This is a genomic window from Pseudomonas sp. BNK-15, from assembly GCF_047456105.1.
Lineage (GTDB): Bacteria > Pseudomonadota > Gammaproteobacteria > Pseudomonadales > Pseudomonadaceae > Aquipseudomonas > Aquipseudomonas putida_E.
This window is the reverse complement of the sequence record NZ_CP179898.1, coordinates 2,783,957-2,803,431: the sequence shown is the minus strand read 5'-3', so window position 1 is coordinate 2,803,431 and position 19,475 is coordinate 2,783,957. Positions and strand designations below refer to the sequence as shown.

The window sequence follows — 19,475 nt, the reverse complement described above, 5'->3', positions numbered from 1 at the left end:
ACGCAAGGCTCGAGGCTGCGCGATATCAGTAGGAGCCGGCTTGCCGGTGATGATGGTAGAGCTGACAGCCGATTATTTAACGACCATCCCCACCCCGCGCCCACGCGGATCCGAAGCCGTCTCAAGCTTCGCCCCGTTCACCCGGATCGCCTGGATATCCCCCATCTCCCAGCCCTGATCCTCCAGCACGTAACCCATCTTCTTCAGGTCGTCGGCTACCGGCCCGCTCAGCGGTGCGTAGCTGTCGAAGTAGATGGTGTCCTTGGGCAACAACTGGTGGTGCACACGCTGCGCCGCCACGGCCTTGTCCAGGGGCATGCCGTAGTCGTACAGGTTGTTCATCACCTGGAAGATCGAAGTGAAGATCCGCGAGCCGCCGGGCGTACCGATCACCAGTGCAACCTTGCCATCGCGGGTCATCAGGCTCGGGCTCATGGACGACAGCATGCGCTTGCCCGGCTCGATAGCGTTGGCATCACCGCCCACTACACCAAAGGCATTGGCTGCGCCCGGCTTGGCACTGAAGTCGTCCATTTCGTCGTTGAGCAAAAAGCCCGCGCCCTTGACCACCACACCACTGCCGTAGTCGAGGTTGAGGGTGTAGGTATTGCTGACCGCGTTGCCCTGTTTGTCGACGATCGAGAAGTGCGTGGTCTGGTGCGGCTCCAGGCCCGGTTTGACATCGTCGGTCGCGGAAATGGCCTTGGAGTTGACCTGCGCGGCGCGCTTGGCCAGGTAATCCTTGGCGATCAGCTGGTCGACCGGCACCTTGGTGAAGGCCGGGTCGCCCAGGTAGTCGGCGCGGTCGGCGAACACGCGCTTCTCGATCTCGGCCAGCAGGTGAATGTATTGCGCCGAATTGTGCGCCACGCCTTTGAAATCAGCCGCACGGTCTTCCTTGATGCCCAGCAACTGGGCCAGTGCAACGCCGCCCGAGCTTGGCGGTGGCGCGGTGTAGACCACGTTGCCGCGCCAGCTCAGGGCCATGGGCTCACGCCAGACGGCCTTGTAGTCCTTGAGGTCTTCTTTGGTGATCAGGCCTTTGTCAGCCTGCATCTGCGCCACCAGCAGGTCGGCGGTCTTGCCCTGGTAGAACTCGCTCACGCCCTTGTCGGCAATACGTTCGAGGGTCTGGGCCATCTCTGGCTGCTTGAACAGCTCGCCCACCTTCATGGTGCCGAAATAGTCGTTGAAGTTGGTCGCGGTCTTGAACAGGCCCTGCGCGTCATTGCGATACTGGTACTGCTTTTCGGCAACCTTGAAGCCGTTTTTCGCATAGCCGATGGCGGGGGTCAGCAGCTCGCTCCAGGGCAGCTTGCCGAATTTCTCGTGCGCTTCCCACAGGCCCATCACCGTGCCGGGCACGCCGGCTGCGCGCACGCCGACCAGGCTGAGGTTCTCGATCACCTCGCCTTTTTCGTCCAGGTACATGTTGCGGGTCGCGGCCTTGGGCGCCACTTCCCGGTAGTCGAGGAAATACGGCTTGCCGTCGACGAACAGGGTCATGAAACCGCCGCCACCGATGTTGCCGGCCTCAGGGTAGGTCACCGCCAGAGTGAAGGCGGTAGCCACTGCTGCATCCACCGCGTTGCCACCTTTTTTCAGGATGTCGGCGGCTACCTGTGCGCCATATTGATCGGGCGCGGCCACCGCGCCACCCTCCAGGGTTACCGCATAGGCCGATGAACAGCTCAAGATCGCGGCGCCGAGGGCCATGGACTGGAACAGGACAATACGCATGACACTTCCTTGGTGTTGTTTTTGTTGATCACTCAGTAAGGCCGAAGCGTCTCGACTGTGCAATCACATGTAGGAAGTTTCGCCGCCCTTGGACAGGATTTGTCGCGTTCAGGCAACTCAGCAGGCGTACATCGCCAGTTTGCGCTGGATGAAGTCGAGGAAGCACTGGATGCGCAGGGCCAGTTGCGTGTTGCGGTAGTAAACAGCGTGGATCGGCTGGCGGTAGCCGTTGTTGGCCTCGCTCAGAATGACCTGCAGGCGGCCGGCGCGGATGTCCTCGTGGGTCATGAAGTGCGACAGGCTGACGATACCCTCCCCGGCCAGCGCCAACTGGCGCAGGGTCTCGCCGCTGGAGGCGATCAGCGCCGGGCGGATCGCCCAGCGGTCGCCCTGGGCATGGCGCAGCGGCCACTGGTTGAGTGACTCGGGCTGGCTGAAACCGAGCAGGCAGTGATGGTTCAGGTCTTCGACATGCTGCGGTGTACCGTGCCGCTCAAGGTACGCCGGACTTGCCAGTACCTGCACCGGGCTGCACCCCAGCGAACGCGCGTGCAGGCTGGAGTCGGCCAGCTCACCGATGCGGATCGCCACGTCGGTGCTCTGCTCCAGCAGGTCGATGATCAGGTCATCGGTGTTCAGTTCCAACTCGATGTCGGGGTACTGGCTGCGAAATTCACCGATCCACGGCAAGATCGCGTGCAGCATGAACGGCGCTGCGGCGTTGATGCGCAGGCGCCCGGAAGGCGTCTGGCGGTTCATCGACAGGCGCTCTTCCATGTCATTCATCTGCTCGAGCACCAACCGTGAGCGTTCCAGGAAGAAGCGCCCTTCTTCGGTCAGGTCCATGCGCCGGGTGGTGCGATTGACCAGCGTAGTGCCCAGCTTTGCCTCCAGGCGCGACAATGTGCGGCTGACCGCCGAAGGGGTCTGCCCCAGTTGCTCGGCGGCAGCGGAAATCGAACCGCAGTCGATAACGGCGACGAATACCTGGAGTTCTTCGGATCGGGTTTTCACAGGATTGGCCTGACAATGATATGCCGTGATTGATAGCGGCTGATCGGCTTCTATGCAAGGGGGCGCGAAGCGGCCCTATTGAAAGGCACTTACCGAGCCATGCCGAACACTTTATTCAGATGCGCCTCATAAGCTGCCAATGCAGCCGGCACATCCGGGCGCTTCATCACATCGACTGCCAGATAGGTCGGCAGGCCGGTCATGCCAAGAAACTCATTGGCCTTGTGGAACGGGAAATACACTGCATCCACCCCTTTGCCCTCAAAGAAATCGCTCGGGTCGTCGAAGGCCTGCTGCGGTGCGTTCCAGGTCAGCGACAGCATGTACTGCTTGCCCTGCACCAGACCGCCGCTGCCGTACTTCTGCGAAGCATCCGAGCGAGTCCGGCCGTCGTTGGCGTAGAGGCTGCCGTGGCCTGCTGTGAAGACTTCGTCGATGTATTTCTTCACGGTCCAGGGTGCGCCCATCCACCAGCCCGGCATCTGGTAGATCACCACATCGGCCCAGAGGAACTTCGCCACCTCTGCCTGCACGTCGTAGCCCGCGTCGATGAAGGTTTGCTGCACGTCGAAACCGGCTCGGTCGAGATGAGCAAGGGCGGCGTCGTGCAAAGTCTGGTTAAGGCGACCTTCGGAATGGGCGAATTGTTTACCGCCATTGAGCAGGAGAATCTTTTTCATGCTGACCTCAAGTCAAGAATCAATGGCCGGCAGATTAGCGATTCAGGGTCACGGGATACAGGGTGAGCGGGGCAAAATACAATTGACCATAAGTCACGAATACGAAGCTTATTATTGCCTTAGAATCGCTTCACCCTCCACCAACGAGTTGTGATCAATGAGCGAGCAATACGCCTTCATTCTCAAGGCAAAGACCCGTCCGGAAATGGCCGACGCCTTCGATACCCTGTTCCGTGCTTACGTTGAACCGAGCCGCAATGAGCCTGGCTGCATCGAATACCACATGCTGCGCGACAAGGAAGACCCGAGCCTGTTCGTATTCTTTGAGGTGTGGGCCAACAAAGCAGCGTTGGACGTGCATTCGGCCCTGCCGCATATGGTCGAGTTCTTCGAAAAACGTATGGACTACCTGGAGCGCGACTTCGATATCCAGCTGATCGAAATGCTCAGTGCGTCCTCCGCTAGCCGTTGATCAGCAGATGGCCGCCCAGCGCGGCCAGGCCGATGAAGAAGCACCGTTTGAACAGCTCGGCGCTGATGCGCTGCCGCAACCACTGGCCAGCCAGCATGCCCAGCAGCGCGGGCGCCAGCATCAGCAATGAAGCGCCCAGTGCCTGGCTGCCCAGGGCGTCTTGCCCGGCCAGCCCCAGGGCCAGCGCCACGGTCGAGACGGTGAACGACAGGCCCAATGCCTGGATCATTTCGTCTCGGCTCAGGCCAAGGCTCTGCAGGTAGGGCACTGCGGGCATCACGAATACACCCGTGGCGGCAGTCACGATGCCGGTCACCCCCCCGCACACTGGTCCCAGCCACCCTTCCCTGCCCGGCGCCAGCCGCAGGCCAGGCCCGATCAAGCCATACACCGCATACACCAGCAGCGCCGCGCCCAACGCGTGCGCCGCCCATGGGCCACTGTTGATCCCCAACCAGGCACTGCCGACCAGCGTGCCGATGAAAATCATGGCGAGCATCGGCCCAAGACGCCGCAGCAACGCCGACAGATGGCCGCCCGCCGCCAGTTGCCAGAGATTGGTGATGGTCGATGGCACGATCAGCAAGGCGGCAGCCTGCGCCGGAGGCATAGCCAGGCCCAAAAGCCCCATCGCAATGGTCGGCAGGCCCAGGCCGATCACGCCTTTTACCGCGCCAGCCAGCACGAAAGTCACGATTACCAGCAGGGACAAGGCCGGCCCGATATGTTGATAGAAAGCGATCAGGTTATTCATGACCACCATCATGGCGTGCACCGCAGTGGCTGAAAATCTGCCATATACTCACCCTGACTCTCGCCAGGACAGAGGCTGATGCATTTCGACCTGATTGATCTCACGCTGTTCCGGCACACCCTGGAGTGCGGCAACATCACGGCCGGGGCCCGCAGCAGCCACCTGTCGCTGCCTGCTGCCAGTGCGCGAATCCGCGCCATGGAAGCCTCACTCGGTACTGCGTTGCTGGAACGCAACCGCCGCGGTGTGCAACCGACCCCGGCTGGCCAGGCGCTGCTTCAGCATGCGCGGTTGATCGGCCAGCAGGTCGAACGCATGCAGTTCGACCTGGGCCAGTACGCTCAGGGGCAGCAGGGCCAGGTACGCCTGCTGTGCAACACGGCGGCGCTGACCGAATACCTGCCGGAGCTGCTGGCCGGGTATCTGGCCGACAACCCTGGCGTGAGCGTCGACGTGCAGGAAATGCCGAGCCTGAGGATCGTGCAGTCGATCACCCAAGGCATGGCCGACCTGGGCATCATCTCCACCGCTGCGCCCAGCACGCACCTGCAAACCCGACCGTTTCGAGACGACCCGCTAGCGCTGATCACACCGCGGGCTCACCCCCTCAGCTCGGAGCCTGCCCCAAGCTTCATCGACAGCCTTGCCCACGAGCATGTCGGGCTCGGTGCGAACAGCGCCCTGGCGTTGTATCTGGAGGAACAGGCCCTGCGCGAAGGTAGGCGCATGCGCGTACGGGTGCGCGCCGAAGGCTTTGACGGGGTGATCCGCATGGTTGCGGGTGGCGCCGGGGTTGGCGTGGTGCCGCTGGCGGCAGTGAAGCGCTGGGAAGGCCTGTTGCCGCTGCACTGGGTGGCGCTGCGCGAGGATTGGGCGAATCGCCGCTTGCGGCTGTGCGCACGGGATTTTGCGGCGTTGCCGGGCTATGCGGCCGGGTTGGTCGAACGGCTGGCAAAGGCTTGAACGCTCATCCCACACGCATGCGCATAGCGCAGTCAGGCACCTGAGCGTCGAGCCCAGGCAACTGCGGCTCGGCCAATGGCCCTATGGTGTCGAGTCATTCAGCCAGTCACCAGGAGTTGTGCCATGTCCGATTTCATTACCGTCCTGCGCGAAACCTGCCCGACGCCGGTCGTGGACGCCACCAAGTGGAAGCGCATCGGCGGCGATCCACACACCGTCAACCTCAATGCCTACCTGTCGGCCGACGGCAGCAAGATCATGGGCACCTGGATCTGCACACCGGGCAAATTCGAGGTCAACTACGAGAAGTGGGAGTTCTGCCACTTCCTCGATGGCTATTGCATCATCACTCCGGAAGGTGAGGAGCCCAAGCACCTGAAGGCGGGTGATGTGTTCGTGATCGAACCTGGGATGAAAGGGACTTGGGAAGTGGTTGAGACGGTACGCAAGTATTTCGTTTTCGCCTGATCCAACGTGTTGTTTGTTGTCCCCGGCGAAGGGCCTCAACAGACAAAAAAATCGCGGAGCAAGTGCCCTTCCCTCTGGTGCGCAGTTACAGAGGGAAGGCCGCCCGGCCCGCGATGAAGTCCACCTCGCTCGTCAATTCTTCTTGCGGTACCCCTCGACAATCGCCGAGAAATCTTTGCCACCCTCACCCCGCAGGCTCATTGCCTGATAGAGCTGCTGGGCCACAGCACCGAGAATCACTGGCTGATGCGCCTGACGCGCAGCCTCGGTAGCCAGCCCCAGGTCTTTGAGCATCAACTCGGCGCCAAACCCGCCGGTATAGCCGCGTGATGCCGGGGCGGTTTCGATGATGCCCGGCCACGGGTTGTAGGTGTCGGAACTCCAGCAACGCCCTGTCGAGCTGTTGATGATGCCCGCCAGCACCTTGGTATCGATGCCCAGCGCATTGCCTAGCGCCATGGCCTCGGACACGCCAATCATCGAGATGCCCAGCAACAGGTTGTTGCAGATCTTGGCGATCTGCCCGGTGCCGACCTCGCCGCAATGCACGATATTGCGGCCCATCTGCTCCAGCACCGGCTTGAGCGTGGCGAACAGTTCAGTGCTGGCGCCGACCATGAAGGTCAGTGTGCCGGCCGCCGCGCCGCCGGTGCCGCCGGAAACCGGCGCATCGCCCATGTCCACGCCTTTGGCCGCAGCGGCCTTGGACACCTCGCGCGCAGTCTGCGGATCAATGGTGCTGCAGTCCACGGTCGGTGTGCCCGGGCGCACGCCCGCCAGCACGCCGTCGTCGTTCAGGTAGACACTGCGCACATGGGTCGCGGCCGGCAGCATGGTGATCACCAGTTCGCTGCTGGCTGCCGCTTCCTTGGGCGAGGCGCTGACCTGCCCGCCCAGTTCGGCGAGCTCGGCCAGTACGGTCTTGTTCAGGTCGAACAGGTTCAGCTGGTGCCCGGCCTTGATCAGGTTGCGGGCCATGGGGGCACCCATATTGCCCAGGCCGATGAATGCGATACGCATGGCGATCTCCTTAGCGCAGGCTGATGGTGGTGTTCACACCGTCATTGACGCTGTCGTCATCGAACCAGCGGGCGGTAACGGTCTTGGTCTGAGTGTAGAACTGCACCACCTGCTTGCCGTACGGGCCAAGGTCACCGAGCTTGGAGCCACGCGAACCGGTGAAGCTGAAGAACGGCACCGGTACCGGGATCGGAATATTGATGCCGACCTGACCGATGTCGATTTCGCTCTGGAATTTGCGCGCCGCCGCGCCGCTCTGGGTGAACAGGCCGGTACCGTTGCCGAACGGGTTGGCATTGACCAGGGCGATGGCCTCGTCGAGGGTGTCGACTTCCAGGGTCACCAGTACCGGGCCGAAAATTTCCTGAGTGTAAACCTGCATGTCGGTCTTCACCCCGGAGAACAGCGTCGGGCCGACAAAGTTGCCTTGCTCGTAGCCCGGCACTTTCACGTCGCGACCGTCGAGTTCGAGCTTGGCGCCCTCCTTGATACCGCTCTCGATCAGGCCTAGTACGCGCTCCTTGGCGCGCTTGGAGACCACCGGGCCGACATCGGTGCCTGGCTCACTACCGGCGTTGACCTTGAGCTTGCTGGCCGCGTCCTTGATGTCCGGCAGCCATTCACGCGCCTTGCCCACCAGCACCGCCACCGAGGTGGCCATGCAGCGCTGACCCGCCGCGCCGAACGCTGCGCCGACCAGGGCGTTGATGGTCTGGGTGCGGTTGGCATCGGGCAGGACCACGGCGTGGTTCTTCGCGCCCATCATCGACTGCACGCGCTTGCCGTGCTGGCTGCCCAGGTTATACACATGGGTGCCGACTTCGGTGGAACCGACGAAGGAAATCGCCTTGATATCCTTGTGTGTGCAGATCGCATCCACCACCTGCTTACCGCCGTGCACCACGTTCAGCACACCGGCCGGCACGCCGGCTTCCAGCGCCAGCTCGACCAGCATCATGGTCGACAGCGGGTCCTGCTCGGACGGCTTGAGCACGAAGGTGTTACCGCAGACGATGGCCATCGGGAACATCCACAGAGGGATCATCGCCGGGAAGTTGAACGGGGTGATGCCGGCGCACACGCCGATGGGTTGGCGCAGTGTGTAGGTGTCGACCCCCCCGGCGACGTTTTCGGCGAACTCGCCCATCTGCAGGGTGCCGATGGAGGCGGCGTGCTCGACCACTTCCAGGCCGCGGAAAATATCACCTTCGGCATCGGCAATGGTCTTGCCCTGCTCGGCGCTCAGGGTCAGGGCAATGCGCTTGCTGTGTTCGCGGATCAACGCCTGCAGCTTGAGCATGATGCGCATGCGTGCGCCGATCGGGGTGTCGCGCCAGGTCTTGAAGGCGCGCTCGGCAGCGGCCACGGCGGCATCCACTTCTTCGACGGTGGCGAACGGCACTCGCGCCAGCACCTGCTGGGTAGCCGGATTGACGATGTCGCGCCATTCGGTGGTTTTCGACTCGACCCACTGGCCGTCGATCAGCAGCTTGACCTGCTCGACCTTGGTCTGGTCGGGGGATTGGGGTGCGTTCATCTGCGTTCTCCTTGGAATTATTGTCAGGACGAGATCGCCAGCGCCGTGCAACCGCGAGGTGGCGTCATGGGGCTTTTTTCGAGTATAGATGTGCAAACATCCAACAAGAACGCACAAAAAAACCGGATCAACATGCAAAAAGACCTGACCTCTCTCAGTGCGCTGAACTGGGACGATCTGAAGTTCTTCCTCGAAGTAGCACGCACCCGCAAGGCCAGCAGCGCGGCCAAACGCCTGAGCGTGGACTACACCACGGTGTCGCGGCGCATCACTTCACTGGAAGGCGCGCTGGGCACGTTGCTGTTCGAAAAATCGCGGACCAACGGCTTTGTCCTGACCGCCGAGGGGCAGCGCTTGCTGGGCTACGCGGAGTCGATCGAAAGCACGCTGCACATGGCCTGCGAACAGGTGTCCGGTTCAGGTGTGGCGTTGTCGGGCCATGTGCGCATGGGCTGTACCGAAGGCTTCGGCAGCTTTTTCGTTACCCCGCAGCTGAGCCATTTCGTCGATGCCTACCCGGCGATATCGGTGGATATCCTGCCGCTGCCGCACTTCATAAGCTTGTCCAAGCGTGAGGCGGACATCGTCATTGCCCTGGAGCGGCCAGAGCATGGGCCTTATGTGTGCTGCAAGCTGTGCGACTATCGCCTGCGGCTGTATGCGACCCAGGATTACCTGGACAACCATGCGCCGATCAACCAGGTCAGCGACCTGGTTGGCCATCCGTTCATCAGCTATGTGGATGACCTGGCGTTCAGCTCAGAGCTGCTGTACCTGGCCAACCTGATTCCCAACGCCAGCGCGCACCTTCGCAGTACCAGCGTGATTGCACAGTACACGGCGGCGTTGCAGGGGCGAGGGTTGGCGATCTTGCCGTGTTTCCTGGCGGCGCAGGATGCGCGATTGGTCACGGTGCTGCCTGAGCAGATCGAGGTGACGCGGCAATTCTGGATGTATTGCCGGGAGGATCTGCGCAAGTTGAAGCGCATTACCTTGCTGTGGGATTACATTCGTGGGGTGACGGAGGCGAATACGCCGTTGTTGATGGGGCAAACGCGTGAGATGCGTTTCGCTCAGGAGTGATGGGGCTGCTGTGCAGCCCATCGCCGGCAAACCGGCCCCACGCTTTCCACTGCCTTCGATGTAGTTGTGGAAGCACACCTTGGCCACACTTTGCGCCCGCTGCTCTGAGGTTCTGGCAGTCAGCTCAAAGGCCTCGTTGGCCGCGGCTCAACGATAGCGCAACGCCATCATTGCGGTGAGAGCGCCCTTTCGCGGCAAACGGCAGTTCCTACAGCAGTGCATCACACCTGTTCGAGCATCAGCCCGGAGATACGCCGTACCTTGCGTGCCACCGCTTCTTCAAAGATGCCCTGGCGTGGCTCGACCAGGCTGAAGCAATGCTTGGCCCGGGTTATACCGGTGTATACCAGCTCCTTGGTCAGCACGGGGTTGAGCGCATCGGGCAGTACCAGCGCGGTGTGGCTGAACTCAGAGCCCTGGGACTTGTGAACGGTCATGGCGAACACCGTTTCCACCTCGTTGAGCCGGCTGGGCAGCACGAAACGCACCCCGCCACTGCCGTCGTTGCGTGGGAAGGCCACGCGCAGCAAAGGCTCGCCCTGCTCGTCCGGCAAGCGCAGGGCGATGCCGATGTCACCGTTCATCAGGCCCAGGCCGTAGTCGTTGCGCGTCACCAGTACCGGGCGCCCTTCGTACCAAGGCTGCTGGCTGTCGATCAGCCCGGCGCTGTGCAGCACCCGCGCTACTCGCTCGTTAAGGCCTTCAACCCCCCAGGCGCCCTTGCGCACCGCGCACAACAACTGGAAGTCCTCAAAGCTGCGCAGCACCTTGCCAGCCCACTGCTCCCAGTGCGGGTCGTCGAAAGCACTGCCAGGCGCTGGACGATGGCGGCCAATGGTACGCAGATAGCTACGATAGCCTTGTGGCCCCTCAGCGCCGCGGTTCAGACCGTCCAGTATCAGCCGATCAAAGGCGCGGTCGTGCTCGCCGCGCAGGGCCAGGCCGAATACATCGGCCGGGGGCATGGTCAACAGGTCGCGGGCCGCCTGGGCTTGCTGGCGGTTGACCAGGCGCGCCAGCTGGCCGATGCCGCTGCCTTCGCCAAAGCGCCGGGAAAAACGCAGCATCACCACCTGCTGGGCCAATGGGTTGCGTTGCGCGTCGCCGGCCTTCAGGCCACTGTCGGCCAGCGACTGACCGCCAATCTGCTCCAGCCATGCCTGGGTAGCGGATGAGTAGCAGCCCTCTTCGGCATCCCGGCACAGGTCGCCCAGCACCGCGCCCGCCTCGACCGAGGCCAGCTGGTCCTTGTCCCCCAACAGGATCAACCGGGCTTTGGGTGGCAAGGCATTGAGCAGGTTGGCCATCATTTCGAGGTCGATCATCGACGCTTCATCCACCACCAGCACATCCAGCGGCAGCGGGTTGCCTGCATGGTGGCGGAAGTGCCGCGACCCCGGACGGCTGCCGAGCAGCCGGTGCACGGTGCTGACATCGGTAGGAATCTGCCCGCGGACATCGGCACTCACCTGCAAGCGCTCGACCTGCTGACCAATGGATTCGGTCAGGCGTGCTGCAGCCTTGCCGGTGGGCGCTGCGAGGCGAATGCGCAGAGGCCTGCCCTGCTCGACTGCAGGTGCCTGCAGCAAGGCCAGCAGGCGCACTACCGTGGTGGTCTTGCCGGTGCCCGGCCCCCCGGTGATGATGCTGAAGCCGGCGCGGGTGGCCAGGGCACAGGCCAGTTTCTGCCAATCGACCTGGCCTGCCAGAGCGCCTTCGTCGAACAACTGCGCAAGGCGTGCAGGCAGGTCGGCGGGCGTGGCCTCGTCCTGGCTCAGGCGCTGGCGCAGGGTTTCGTCTATCTGCCGCTCATAACTCCAGTAGCGGCGCAGGTAGAGGCGCTCGCCGCTGATCACCAATGGCCGGGCGTTATGACCAGGGGTATTGCCAGTTGCAACCAGGGGGCTGGCGGCAATGCGCTCGCGCCAGGTGTGCAGGTCGAGGTTGGCGAGCAATTGCGACGGTAGCAGCAACGGGCCTGCCAAAGCATCGCCCTCCGGCGGCAGCGACAGGGCGAAATCCGGCTCGGCAAGGGTTTGCTGCAGGTCCAGGCAGACATGCCCGTGGCCCAGTTGATGGCTGGCCAACGCAGCGGCCAGCAGCAACAGCGGATCGCTGCCGGGTGCGAGCTCTTCCAGGAAGGACACGAAAGCCCGGTCCAAAGCCCGCAACCAGCCGCGCTCAACCCAGCGGTCGAGCAGTTGCAGCAGGTCTGCGCTGTTGCGTTGTGGCGCCAGCCTCAGCAAGTGCTCTGCGTTCAGTGGGGTAGGCAAGAGGTCATCAAGGGTGCGGCTCATGGCGCAGCTCCGGCGAACAGGTCCTGTTGTTGAGGCGCGTGAACGCCACGGAACAGCGCATCGAGCGCCTCGATCAACTCACGTGGCGGCTTGACGAAGTACACGCCGTGGCCGCTGCTGCTGGCCCCGCGCAAGAAGATGAACAGCGCACCGCCCACATGCCGGTCGTAATCGTAATCGGGCAGCCGTGCACGCAGCTGGCGATGCAGGGCCAGCAGATAAAGCACGTATTGCAAGTCGTAGCGGTGCTCCAGGATCGCCTTTTCCATGGCCAGCGTGTCATAGGCCTGGATATCCGGGCCAAGCCAGTTGGACTTGTAATCGGCCACGTAGTAGCGGCCATCGAGCTCGAACGCCAGGTCGATAAAGCCTTTGAACATGCCGTTGAGCAGTGTCGGCTGAGCAGCGGGGCGCGCTGCGCCTGGATGGGTGTGGCGGGCGACCAACCGGTCCAGTTGCTCTGCATCGACCTGATGACTGGCGAACCAGAATTCCATTTCTATCTGATAGTGCTGCAACTGCGCCAACGTCAGGCTCATGTCACGGGCCGGCAGTGGCTCGTTCAGCAGTTGCTGCAACCATTCGCTGAGTGTCGGGATCCAGCCGGTCCAGTCGCGCCGGTTGCAGCGCTGGCCGACGGTGCGCTCGATCAGTTTGGGGTTGGCGGCGACCTCGGAGAAGCCTTCGCGCCCGGCCCACTCAAGCAAACCATGGAGGAAGGTGCCGGGGTTCGGCCCGCGCGGGAAGCGGTGAATGTCGCCGCTGTCGGCGGGCACCTCACGGGGCAGTTGAGCATCGACCCCCTCATCGTCGAGCAACTGCTGGGCCTGGGAACTGTCGCCCCCCAGTGTCTGTTCACCCACCCGCAAGGCGCTGTACGACGCGATCCACCAATGCTCCGCCGCTGCGCGACGAGGCTTGCGTGCAGGCAGCAGCTCGCGTTCGGCATGGGGCGAGCAGTAGCGCACTTCGTCAGCCTCCGGCAGGCCGGGGCAGGCAATGTACGGGCAGCCTGCCTGCAAGCTCTGCAGCCAGCCCGCCAGTTGTTCCGAGCCCTGCAGTGGCACTCCGCCACCAAGCAGATAGCCGAGCGCGGAACGGTGCAGCTGCGAGCTTTTCTGGTTACCGCGCTTGAGGTCGGCGACGCCCAGCCAGCATGCGTGCTGGGCACGTGTGAGGGCCACGTAGAGCAGGCGCAGGTCTTCAGCGAGGCGTTCATCATCGGCCAGGGCAATCTGTGCCGGGTCGGGGGTCAGGGTCATCTGCGCATTGCCCTGGCTGTCGTGCCAGGCCAGCGGCAGGCGGCTACCGTCGACCGGTTTGCTGGTGCAGATGAACGGCAGGTAGACCAAGGGGTATTCCAGGCCCTTGGACTTGTGGATGGTCACGACCTTGACCAGTTGTTCATCACTCTCCAGGCGAAGGATCTGGTCCTCACCGGCCTGCCCGGCATTGGCCAGGTGCTCGGCCAGATGGCGGATCAGCGCTTGTTCGCCGTCCAGTTCGCCCGCCGCTTGCTGCAGCAGCTCGGCAAGGTGCAGCAGGTTGGTCAACACCCGCTCGCCATCGCTGCGGGCAATGAGCGTACGCGGCAACTGGAAGTCGTGCAGCAGGTGCCGCAACATCGGCAGTACGCCCTGGCGCTGCCAAGTGTCGCGGTAGCGGCGAAAACGCATTACCCAGTCTTCCCAGACCCGCTCGTCCTGGTTCAGCTGGTCCAGTTCGGCCAGCGACAGGTCCAGGGTCAGGCTGGCCAAGGCGGCCTTGAGCAGGCGCTCGGAGTCCGGCTCGGCGCAGGCCTTGAGCCAGGCCAGCAAGTCATGCGCCTCCTGGGCGGCGAAAACCGAGTCCTTGTCGGACAGGTACACGCTGCGAACGTCACGGGCGGCAAGCTCGGCTCGCACCAGCTGCGCTTCATGGCCGTCGCGTACAAGGATGGCGATGTCAGAGGGCAGGCACGGGCGCAGCTCACCGTCAGCCTTGCTGAAACCGCTCTGGCCGCGCTGGGCACCGTTGAGCAGGGCGACGATGTGGCTGGCGCAACTGGCCGCCAGTTGCTGCCGGTACAGTGTGCTGGAGACGGGGTCGTCGCTTTCCAGTTGCCAGCACTGCAGGGCCGCGATGGCTTGGCCGTCGATCAGCAGGCGTTCGCTGCGCCCCTTGGCGCGCACCTCGATGAACGGCAACGGGTTGTCATCGTCTTCGCGGAACAGGAAGGCGCCCCGCCCTTGCTCACGGGCTTCAGCCTGCAGAAACACCCGGTTGACAGCGGCCACCATGGCCTCGCTGGAGCGGTAGTTGGTGTCCAGGCTGTGCAGCCGGCCGGCGGTGGCGCGCCGCGCGGACAGGTAGGTGTAAATGTCGGCGCCCCGGAAGGCATAGATGGCCTGCTTGGGGTCGCCGATCATGAACAGGCCGGTTTCCTCACGATTTTCGCTGATGCGGTAGATGCGCTCGAAGATGCCGTATTGAACCGGGTCGGTATCCTGGAATTCGTCGATCAGGGCTACCGGGAACTGTTCGCGAATCAGGCCTGCCAATCTCTCGCCGGCTTCACTGGCCAACGCATGTTGCAGGCGCAGCAGCATGTCATCGAAGCCCATTTCGGCGCGGCGGCGCTTTTCCACCTCGAAGCGCGCCGAAACCCAGGCAGCGGCGTGTTCGAGCAGGCGTGCATCGGGGCTTGCCAGAGCCTGCAGCTGTTGTGGCAGGTCTTGCATGGCGTGCAGCGCTGGGTGATCTGGAGGCTCACCGACCTTCCAGGCTTCGGCCATGCCTGCTGGAGTCAGGCGCGTAAAGCCAGTCCCAAGGTCAAGTTCCACTATCTGCTCATCAGCAGCCCAGGCGCGTAACTTGTCGAACCAGGGTTCGAAGAAGCGCGCCTGCAGCTTGCGGCCATCGGCCTGCTTGGCGGCGACGGCGTCCCGGCAGATCTGTTGCAACTGCTCGACCCATTGCGCCCATGGGGCTTTAAGCTGGTGCAACTGATCGGCGCGCTGCAGCAGCGCTGCATCAATCAGCGCTTGCGGTTCTTGCTCATCCTGCTGCGCACGCACGCGACCAAACAGGGGGCGGATCCTGGGCAACAATGCATCGGGGCTGCCCCAATGGCTACGCACCCAGCCCAGGGCCTCGCCGTGCATGCCGTAGCAGAACCGCCGCCAGTAGTCGCGCATGACCTGGCCAAGCAGGTCGCTGTGGTCGGTTTCCAGGCTCTGGGTGAACAGGCTGCCGCTGTCGAAGGCATGCTCGCGAAGCATGCGCTGGCACCAGCCATGAATGGTCGAGACTGCCGCTTCGTCCATCCACTGTACGGCGATCTCCAGGCGGTTGGCGCAGCGCGGCCAGTGCTCGGGTGGGTAATCGTCACGTAGCTGGTGCAGCAGCGGGTCGGCTTCCTGTAACTCGCCGCGAAAGAAGCGTGCAGCTTCGGCCAGGCGCGCGCGAATACGCTCGCGCAGTTCCTTGGTGGCCGCATCGGTGAAGGTCACCACGAGGATCTGCGGTGGCAACAACTCGCGGCCAAAAGCGCACTCGCCGCCATGGCCGAGGATCAGCCGCAGATAAAGCGCCGAAATCGTGAACGTCTTGCCGGTACCGGCACTGGCTTCGATCAGTTGGCTGCCATGCAGGGGGAAACTCAGTGCCAGGGGACGGACCTGGGTCATGCGCCACTCTCCGGGTTGCCCAGCGTCTGCCAGGCTGCGCTGAATAACGGGCGGTACAGGGTTTCGCACCAGCCTTCAAAAGTTTCGTCGGCACTGAGTGCGGCGAAGTCACGGAACTGTCGGGCCAGGGCCAGGCTTTCGCTGCGCTCACCGAAACTGGTGCGGCCATCACCTTCGTAAGCACGGGCAGCTGCGGCGAGGGCTTTGTCAGGATCGTCCTGGGCCAGCCAGGCGAACGCTGTCTTGGCGGCGACCGGCAGCGGCGCATTCATTGCGGCCTGGCGTGACACCAGCAGATGGCCGAGCTGCTCGGCAGCTTCGTGTTGTGGCAGTGGCGCGAGCAGCAGGGTGATGTCGCTGGCCAACAGGGCGCTATGCAGCGGATAGCCTTCGGCGCACGCCGCCAGGTGCATGACCCAACTGGCGATCAGCCGGTGCCACTTGAGGCTGTTACGCCCGGCGCTGATGGTGTTGGGCACCGTGGTGATGCTCAACAGGCTTTGGTCATCGGCCTGATACACCCGGCCAAGCCAACCCTCCAGGCGATGGCTGCCATGCTCGAAATGGATCGGCAGTGCGCCCTCGACCACGTTGGGCCAGCGCTGCAACAATTGGCGATGGCGTTGCAGCAGATCGGGCAGCGGCTGGATCAGCTCTGCCTGTAGAAGCTCGCCGAACCCGGCCAACGGCAGCATGCCGCACGCCTGCAGCCGGCGCGCCTGGGCTTGCAGCGCCTGCTCGGCGTTTTCCGGCTCGGCCAGCGCCGCGCCGAGCAGGCTTTCACTGGCGCTATAGCGCTGCAAGGCATCGAGGACAAACGGCTCCTCATCCGGCGTCGGCGCCTCCAGCGCCTCGAAGAACACTTTCAGGCGCTGGCTGAAGAAGTGACGCACCGGATGACGCAGAAAGTCCTGCAGTTGCGTAAGGGTCAGGGCTTCATCGCTGCTGTAAGCCGGCAGGCCGACATCCGCCTGTTTAGCCTCATCGCAGACTTGGTGCAGCAGCTGCCATTCATGGGCATAACTGAACAACGCGCTGCCTTTCTGGAAATAACGCGGGCTGAAGGGCTGCAGCGGGTGCTCTTGAGTCAACGCATGCAACAACTGCTCGCCCGCTTGCTGGCTGCCGCTGCCACCGGCCAGCCGCCAACCTGCCGCCAGGTGATCGCGCAGTTGGCCTATGAGCACAGATGCCGGGCGCTCGCTATTATCGCGGATGCTCCGGCCGACCCAGCTGATGTACAGCTGATCGCGCGCGGACAACAACGCTTCGAGCAGCAGGTAACGGTCATCCTCGCGGCGCGAGCGGTCGCCGGGGCGGTAGTCACTGGCCATCAGGTCGAAGTCCAGCGGCTGCTGGGCGCGCGGGTAATCGCCATCGTTCATGCCAAGCAGGCAGACCACTCTAAACGGGATGGCACGCATCGGCATGAGGGTGCAGAAGTTTACCGAACCTGCAAGAAAACGCTGGGACAGCTTGCCCTGATCCAGGCCCGACAACCACGCCTCGCGTATGACCGTGAGGGGCAACAAGTCCTGCAAGCCTACGGTCTCGCACACCTGTAGCCAGCTATCGCGCAGCTCCTGCAGTTGCATGAGCAGGAATTCGTCGTGCTCGCCTTCTGCCAGGAAGAACACTTGCAACAGCGCGTTCAGTCGCTCGCCCCACTGGGCCGCATTGGCTGGCTGAGAGAGGGCATGGTTGGCCACATCGAGGGCGTCGAGCAAGGCCACCAACGGGCCGATCAGCGCAGCATCCAAGCCGCCGATTTCGTCGTAAGGTTCGATACCGTCACAGCCCTCCCCCATACCGACGGCATAACCCAACAGCATACGCCGCAGGCCGAACCGCCAGCTGTTCTGCTCCAGCCCTTCGGGCAGGCCCAGGGACGCTCGCTGCTCGGCATTGAGCCCCCAACGGACACCGGCGCCCTCGATCCAGCGGTGCAGCGTGGGCAGGTCGCTTTCGCGGATCCCGAAACGCGTTCGTACAGCCGGTACGTCCAGCAGATCGAGCACTTCGCTGACGGCGAAACGGCTGTCTGGCAGCTTGAGCAGATGCTCCAGGGCAATCAACAATGGATCACGCCCGCGCTGGCCCTGATCGGTCAGGGTGAAGGGTATGTAACGCGGGTCGTTGCGCTGTAGCTGGCCGAAAACGGCACGGATATGCGGTGCATAGTTGTCGATTGCCGGGAGCATCACGATGACGTCACGTGGGCGCAGGGTGGGGTCGGCACTGAAGCGGGCCAACAATTGGTCGTGCAGGATCTCTACTTCGCGTTGTGGGCTGTGGGCGATGTGGAAGCGCACGGAGCGGTCTTGCGCCAGATCGACCTCAGGCCACAGCTCACGGGTTTCGGCAAGCGGGCGCAGTTCGAGGATATCGTCCTGCAGCTGCTTGAGCAGTGTTGCCGGCTCGCTTTCGCTGAACAGGTCGATGCGTCCATCGCTGAATGCGCCCTGGTAGCTGCCTGGGTCATCATAACTGTCGAGCAGGTTGATGTAGTCGCGGCCCTGTTTGCCCCAGGCGGCAAGCAAGGGGTGGGCGTGCTGGTGCAAGGACTCGTCATCCAACTGCGCGGGCATGCCCTGCTTGCGCTGCTGGCGCTTGTACTGGTGGCGCAGCAGGTCCTTGTCGGCGACGATGTCCGCCCAGTGATGGCGACAAGGGTTGTGCACACACAGTAATACCTGGCTGAACCGCGCAAGACCTGCCAGTGCCTCCAACGCTTGGGCAGGCAGCGATGAGATACCGAATACGATTACCCGTGAAGGCAGACCCGCAGGGGGTTGCTCAAGGCTGTTGATCCGTTCGATGAATCGCTGGTGCACCCCTGCACGGCTCTGGGCCATGCCTTGTTCACCTACATCCTCGAGCAAGGCCCGCCACAGCTCGGCCTGCCAGCGGTTGCCAGGTGCCAGGGGTTTGCGTTCGCCACGGGCCGTATTGAGGACGTGCTGGCCGGCAGCCCAATCCTTGAGCCAGTCGGCACGATAGACCTGATACTGGTCGAACAGGTCAGCCAGGCGCTCTGCCAGCTGATAGCGTTTGCGTAGATCACCGTCGTCGGTGAGGAAGCGTCGCAACGGTTCGAAATGCGTGCGCTCGATCAGCGCTGGCAGCAAACGCATGAGTCGCCAGGTCAGCGGGGCCTTGTCGAGCAAGGAAACCTCTGGAATCTCGTCACGCCCGAGGACTTTTCTGTACAGCTGCCACATGAAGCTGCCCGGCAACTGCACTTCGATGGCAGCAGCGATCCCACAACCACCCTGGTCATCTTCGAGCGGGTCCTCGGCCAAGGCCAGCTTGAGCCACTGGGCGATGCCATTGCTTTGTACCAGGGCGATTTCGTTTTCCAGGGGGGCCAGCGGATAGCGCCGCATCCAGCTCACCACCAGGCTGCGCAAGTCGTCCAGGCGATTGCCGTGCACGATCATGAAGCCGGGATGGAGTGAAGTCGGGTTGGCCATTGATGGTTCTCTGGAAGGCAGTTCGGGCTGATGGGGAACGATATCACGGCTAGCCGCCGAGTCCGGGATCTGTAAAAGCCAGAAAAGACAAAACCCCTACCTGCTCGCGCAGATAGGGGTTTTGCGAAATGAATCTTGACGATGACCTACTCTCACATGGGGAAACCCCACACTACCATCGGCGATGCATCGTTTCACTACTGAGTTCGGGATGGGATCAGGTGGTTCCAATGCTCTATGGTCGTCAAGAAATTCTGTAGCCAGAATGTCCAGATGGACAGCCCAGCGAATTCGGATATGCGATAG

At 63.0% G+C, this 19,475-nt stretch carries 13 protein-coding genes and 1 rRNA gene; 4 read left to right on the top strand and 10 right to left on the bottom strand.

The window, feature by feature from the left end; all coding sequences use genetic code 11:
* Window positions 1-72 precede the first annotated feature (72 nt).
* From ggt to ACMGF5_RS12745, 3 genes are all read right to left on the bottom strand, one after another.
* On the bottom strand, window positions 73-1,740 hold the full coding sequence (ggt, locus tag ACMGF5_RS12755) for a gamma-glutamyltransferase (RefSeq protein WP_414157834.1): 1,668 nt from the start codon (window positions 1,738-1,740) through the stop codon (window positions 73-75).
* Window positions 1,741-1,857: 117 nt separating this feature from the next.
* Complete coding sequence (locus tag ACMGF5_RS12750; RefSeq protein ID WP_115273567.1) at window positions 1,858-2,754, bottom strand: LysR family transcriptional regulator; 897 nt, start codon at window positions 2,752-2,754, stop codon at window positions 1,858-1,860.
* Window positions 2,755-2,843: 89 nt separating this feature from the next.
* Window positions 2,844-3,434, bottom strand: a complete 591-nt coding sequence (locus tag ACMGF5_RS12745) for an NAD(P)H-dependent oxidoreductase (protein WP_115273566.1) — start codon at window positions 3,432-3,434, stop codon at window positions 2,844-2,846.
* Window positions 3,435-3,591: 157 nt separating this feature from the next.
* Between ACMGF5_RS12745 and ACMGF5_RS12740 the strand changes: the two genes are divergently transcribed.
* Complete coding sequence (locus tag ACMGF5_RS12740; RefSeq protein ID WP_046784702.1) at window positions 3,592-3,906, top strand: putative quinol monooxygenase; 315 nt, start codon at window positions 3,592-3,594, stop codon at window positions 3,904-3,906.
* Here the strand turns inward: ACMGF5_RS12740 and ACMGF5_RS12735 are convergent.
* Complete coding sequence (locus ACMGF5_RS12735) at window positions 3,896-4,660, bottom strand: sulfite exporter TauE/SafE family protein (RefSeq protein WP_204919666.1); 765 nt, start codon at window positions 4,658-4,660, stop codon at window positions 3,896-3,898. The two genes, ACMGF5_RS12740 and ACMGF5_RS12735, sit on opposite strands and share 11 nt — an antisense overlap.
* Before the next feature lie 78 nt (window positions 4,661-4,738).
* Here ACMGF5_RS12735 and ACMGF5_RS12730 point away from each other — a divergent pair, with 78 nt between their 5' ends.
* Window positions 4,739-5,623: a LysR family transcriptional regulator gene (locus ACMGF5_RS12730; protein WP_174142289.1), complete on the top strand. Its 885-nt coding sequence runs from the start codon at window positions 4,739-4,741 to the stop codon at window positions 5,621-5,623.
* 123 nt (window positions 5,624-5,746) lie between these two features.
* On the top strand, window positions 5,747-6,091 hold the full coding sequence (locus tag ACMGF5_RS12725; protein WP_003258412.1) for a cupin domain-containing protein: 345 nt from the start codon (window positions 5,747-5,749) through the stop codon (window positions 6,089-6,091).
* Window positions 6,092-6,223: 132 nt separating this feature from the next.
* Here ACMGF5_RS12725 and mmsB read toward each other — a convergent pair whose 3' ends face one another.
* The gene (mmsB, locus tag ACMGF5_RS12720; protein WP_174142287.1) at window positions 6,224-7,111 is read right to left on the bottom strand and encodes a 3-hydroxyisobutyrate dehydrogenase; all 888 of its coding nucleotides are present in this window, start codon (window positions 7,109-7,111) and stop codon (window positions 6,224-6,226) included.
* A gap of 10 nt (window positions 7,112-7,121) precedes the next feature.
* On the bottom strand, window positions 7,122-8,648 hold the full coding sequence (locus ACMGF5_RS12715) for a CoA-acylating methylmalonate-semialdehyde dehydrogenase (RefSeq protein ID WP_279931927.1): 1,527 nt from the start codon (window positions 8,646-8,648) through the stop codon (window positions 7,122-7,124).
* A gap of 132 nt (window positions 8,649-8,780) precedes the next feature.
* On the opposite strand from ACMGF5_RS12715, the gene ACMGF5_RS12710 reads away from it, so the two are divergent.
* Entirely contained in the window at window positions 8,781-9,731 is a 951-nt protein-coding gene (locus ACMGF5_RS12710; RefSeq protein ID WP_414157833.1) for a LysR family transcriptional regulator, read from the top strand.
* Window positions 9,732-9,952: 221 nt separating this feature from the next.
* Here ACMGF5_RS12710 and recD read toward each other — a convergent pair whose 3' ends face one another.
* The 4 genes from recD to rrf all read right to left on the bottom strand — a co-directional run bounded on the left by recD (window position 9,953) and on the right by rrf (window position 19,418).
* Window positions 9,953-12,028, bottom strand: coding sequence for an exodeoxyribonuclease V subunit alpha (gene recD, locus ACMGF5_RS12705; RefSeq protein WP_414157832.1), 2,076 nt, complete (start codon window positions 12,026-12,028; stop codon window positions 9,953-9,955).
* Window positions 12,025-15,696 (bottom strand): exodeoxyribonuclease V subunit beta, encoded by a 3,672-nt coding sequence (recB, locus tag ACMGF5_RS12700; protein ID WP_414157831.1) that lies wholly within the window; start codon window positions 15,694-15,696, stop codon window positions 12,025-12,027. Before recB ends, recD begins: the two co-directional genes overlap by 4 nt.
* Window positions 15,693-19,169 (bottom strand): exodeoxyribonuclease V subunit gamma, encoded by a 3,477-nt coding sequence (gene recC / locus ACMGF5_RS12695; protein ID WP_414157830.1) that lies wholly within the window; start codon window positions 19,167-19,169, stop codon window positions 15,693-15,695. The genes recB and recC overlap by 4 nt, the downstream gene beginning before the upstream one ends.
* Before the next feature lie 133 nt (window positions 19,170-19,302).
* A 5S ribosomal RNA gene (gene rrf, locus ACMGF5_RS12690) occupies window positions 19,303-19,418 on the bottom strand.
* Between the last annotated feature and the right edge of the window lie 57 nt (window positions 19,419-19,475).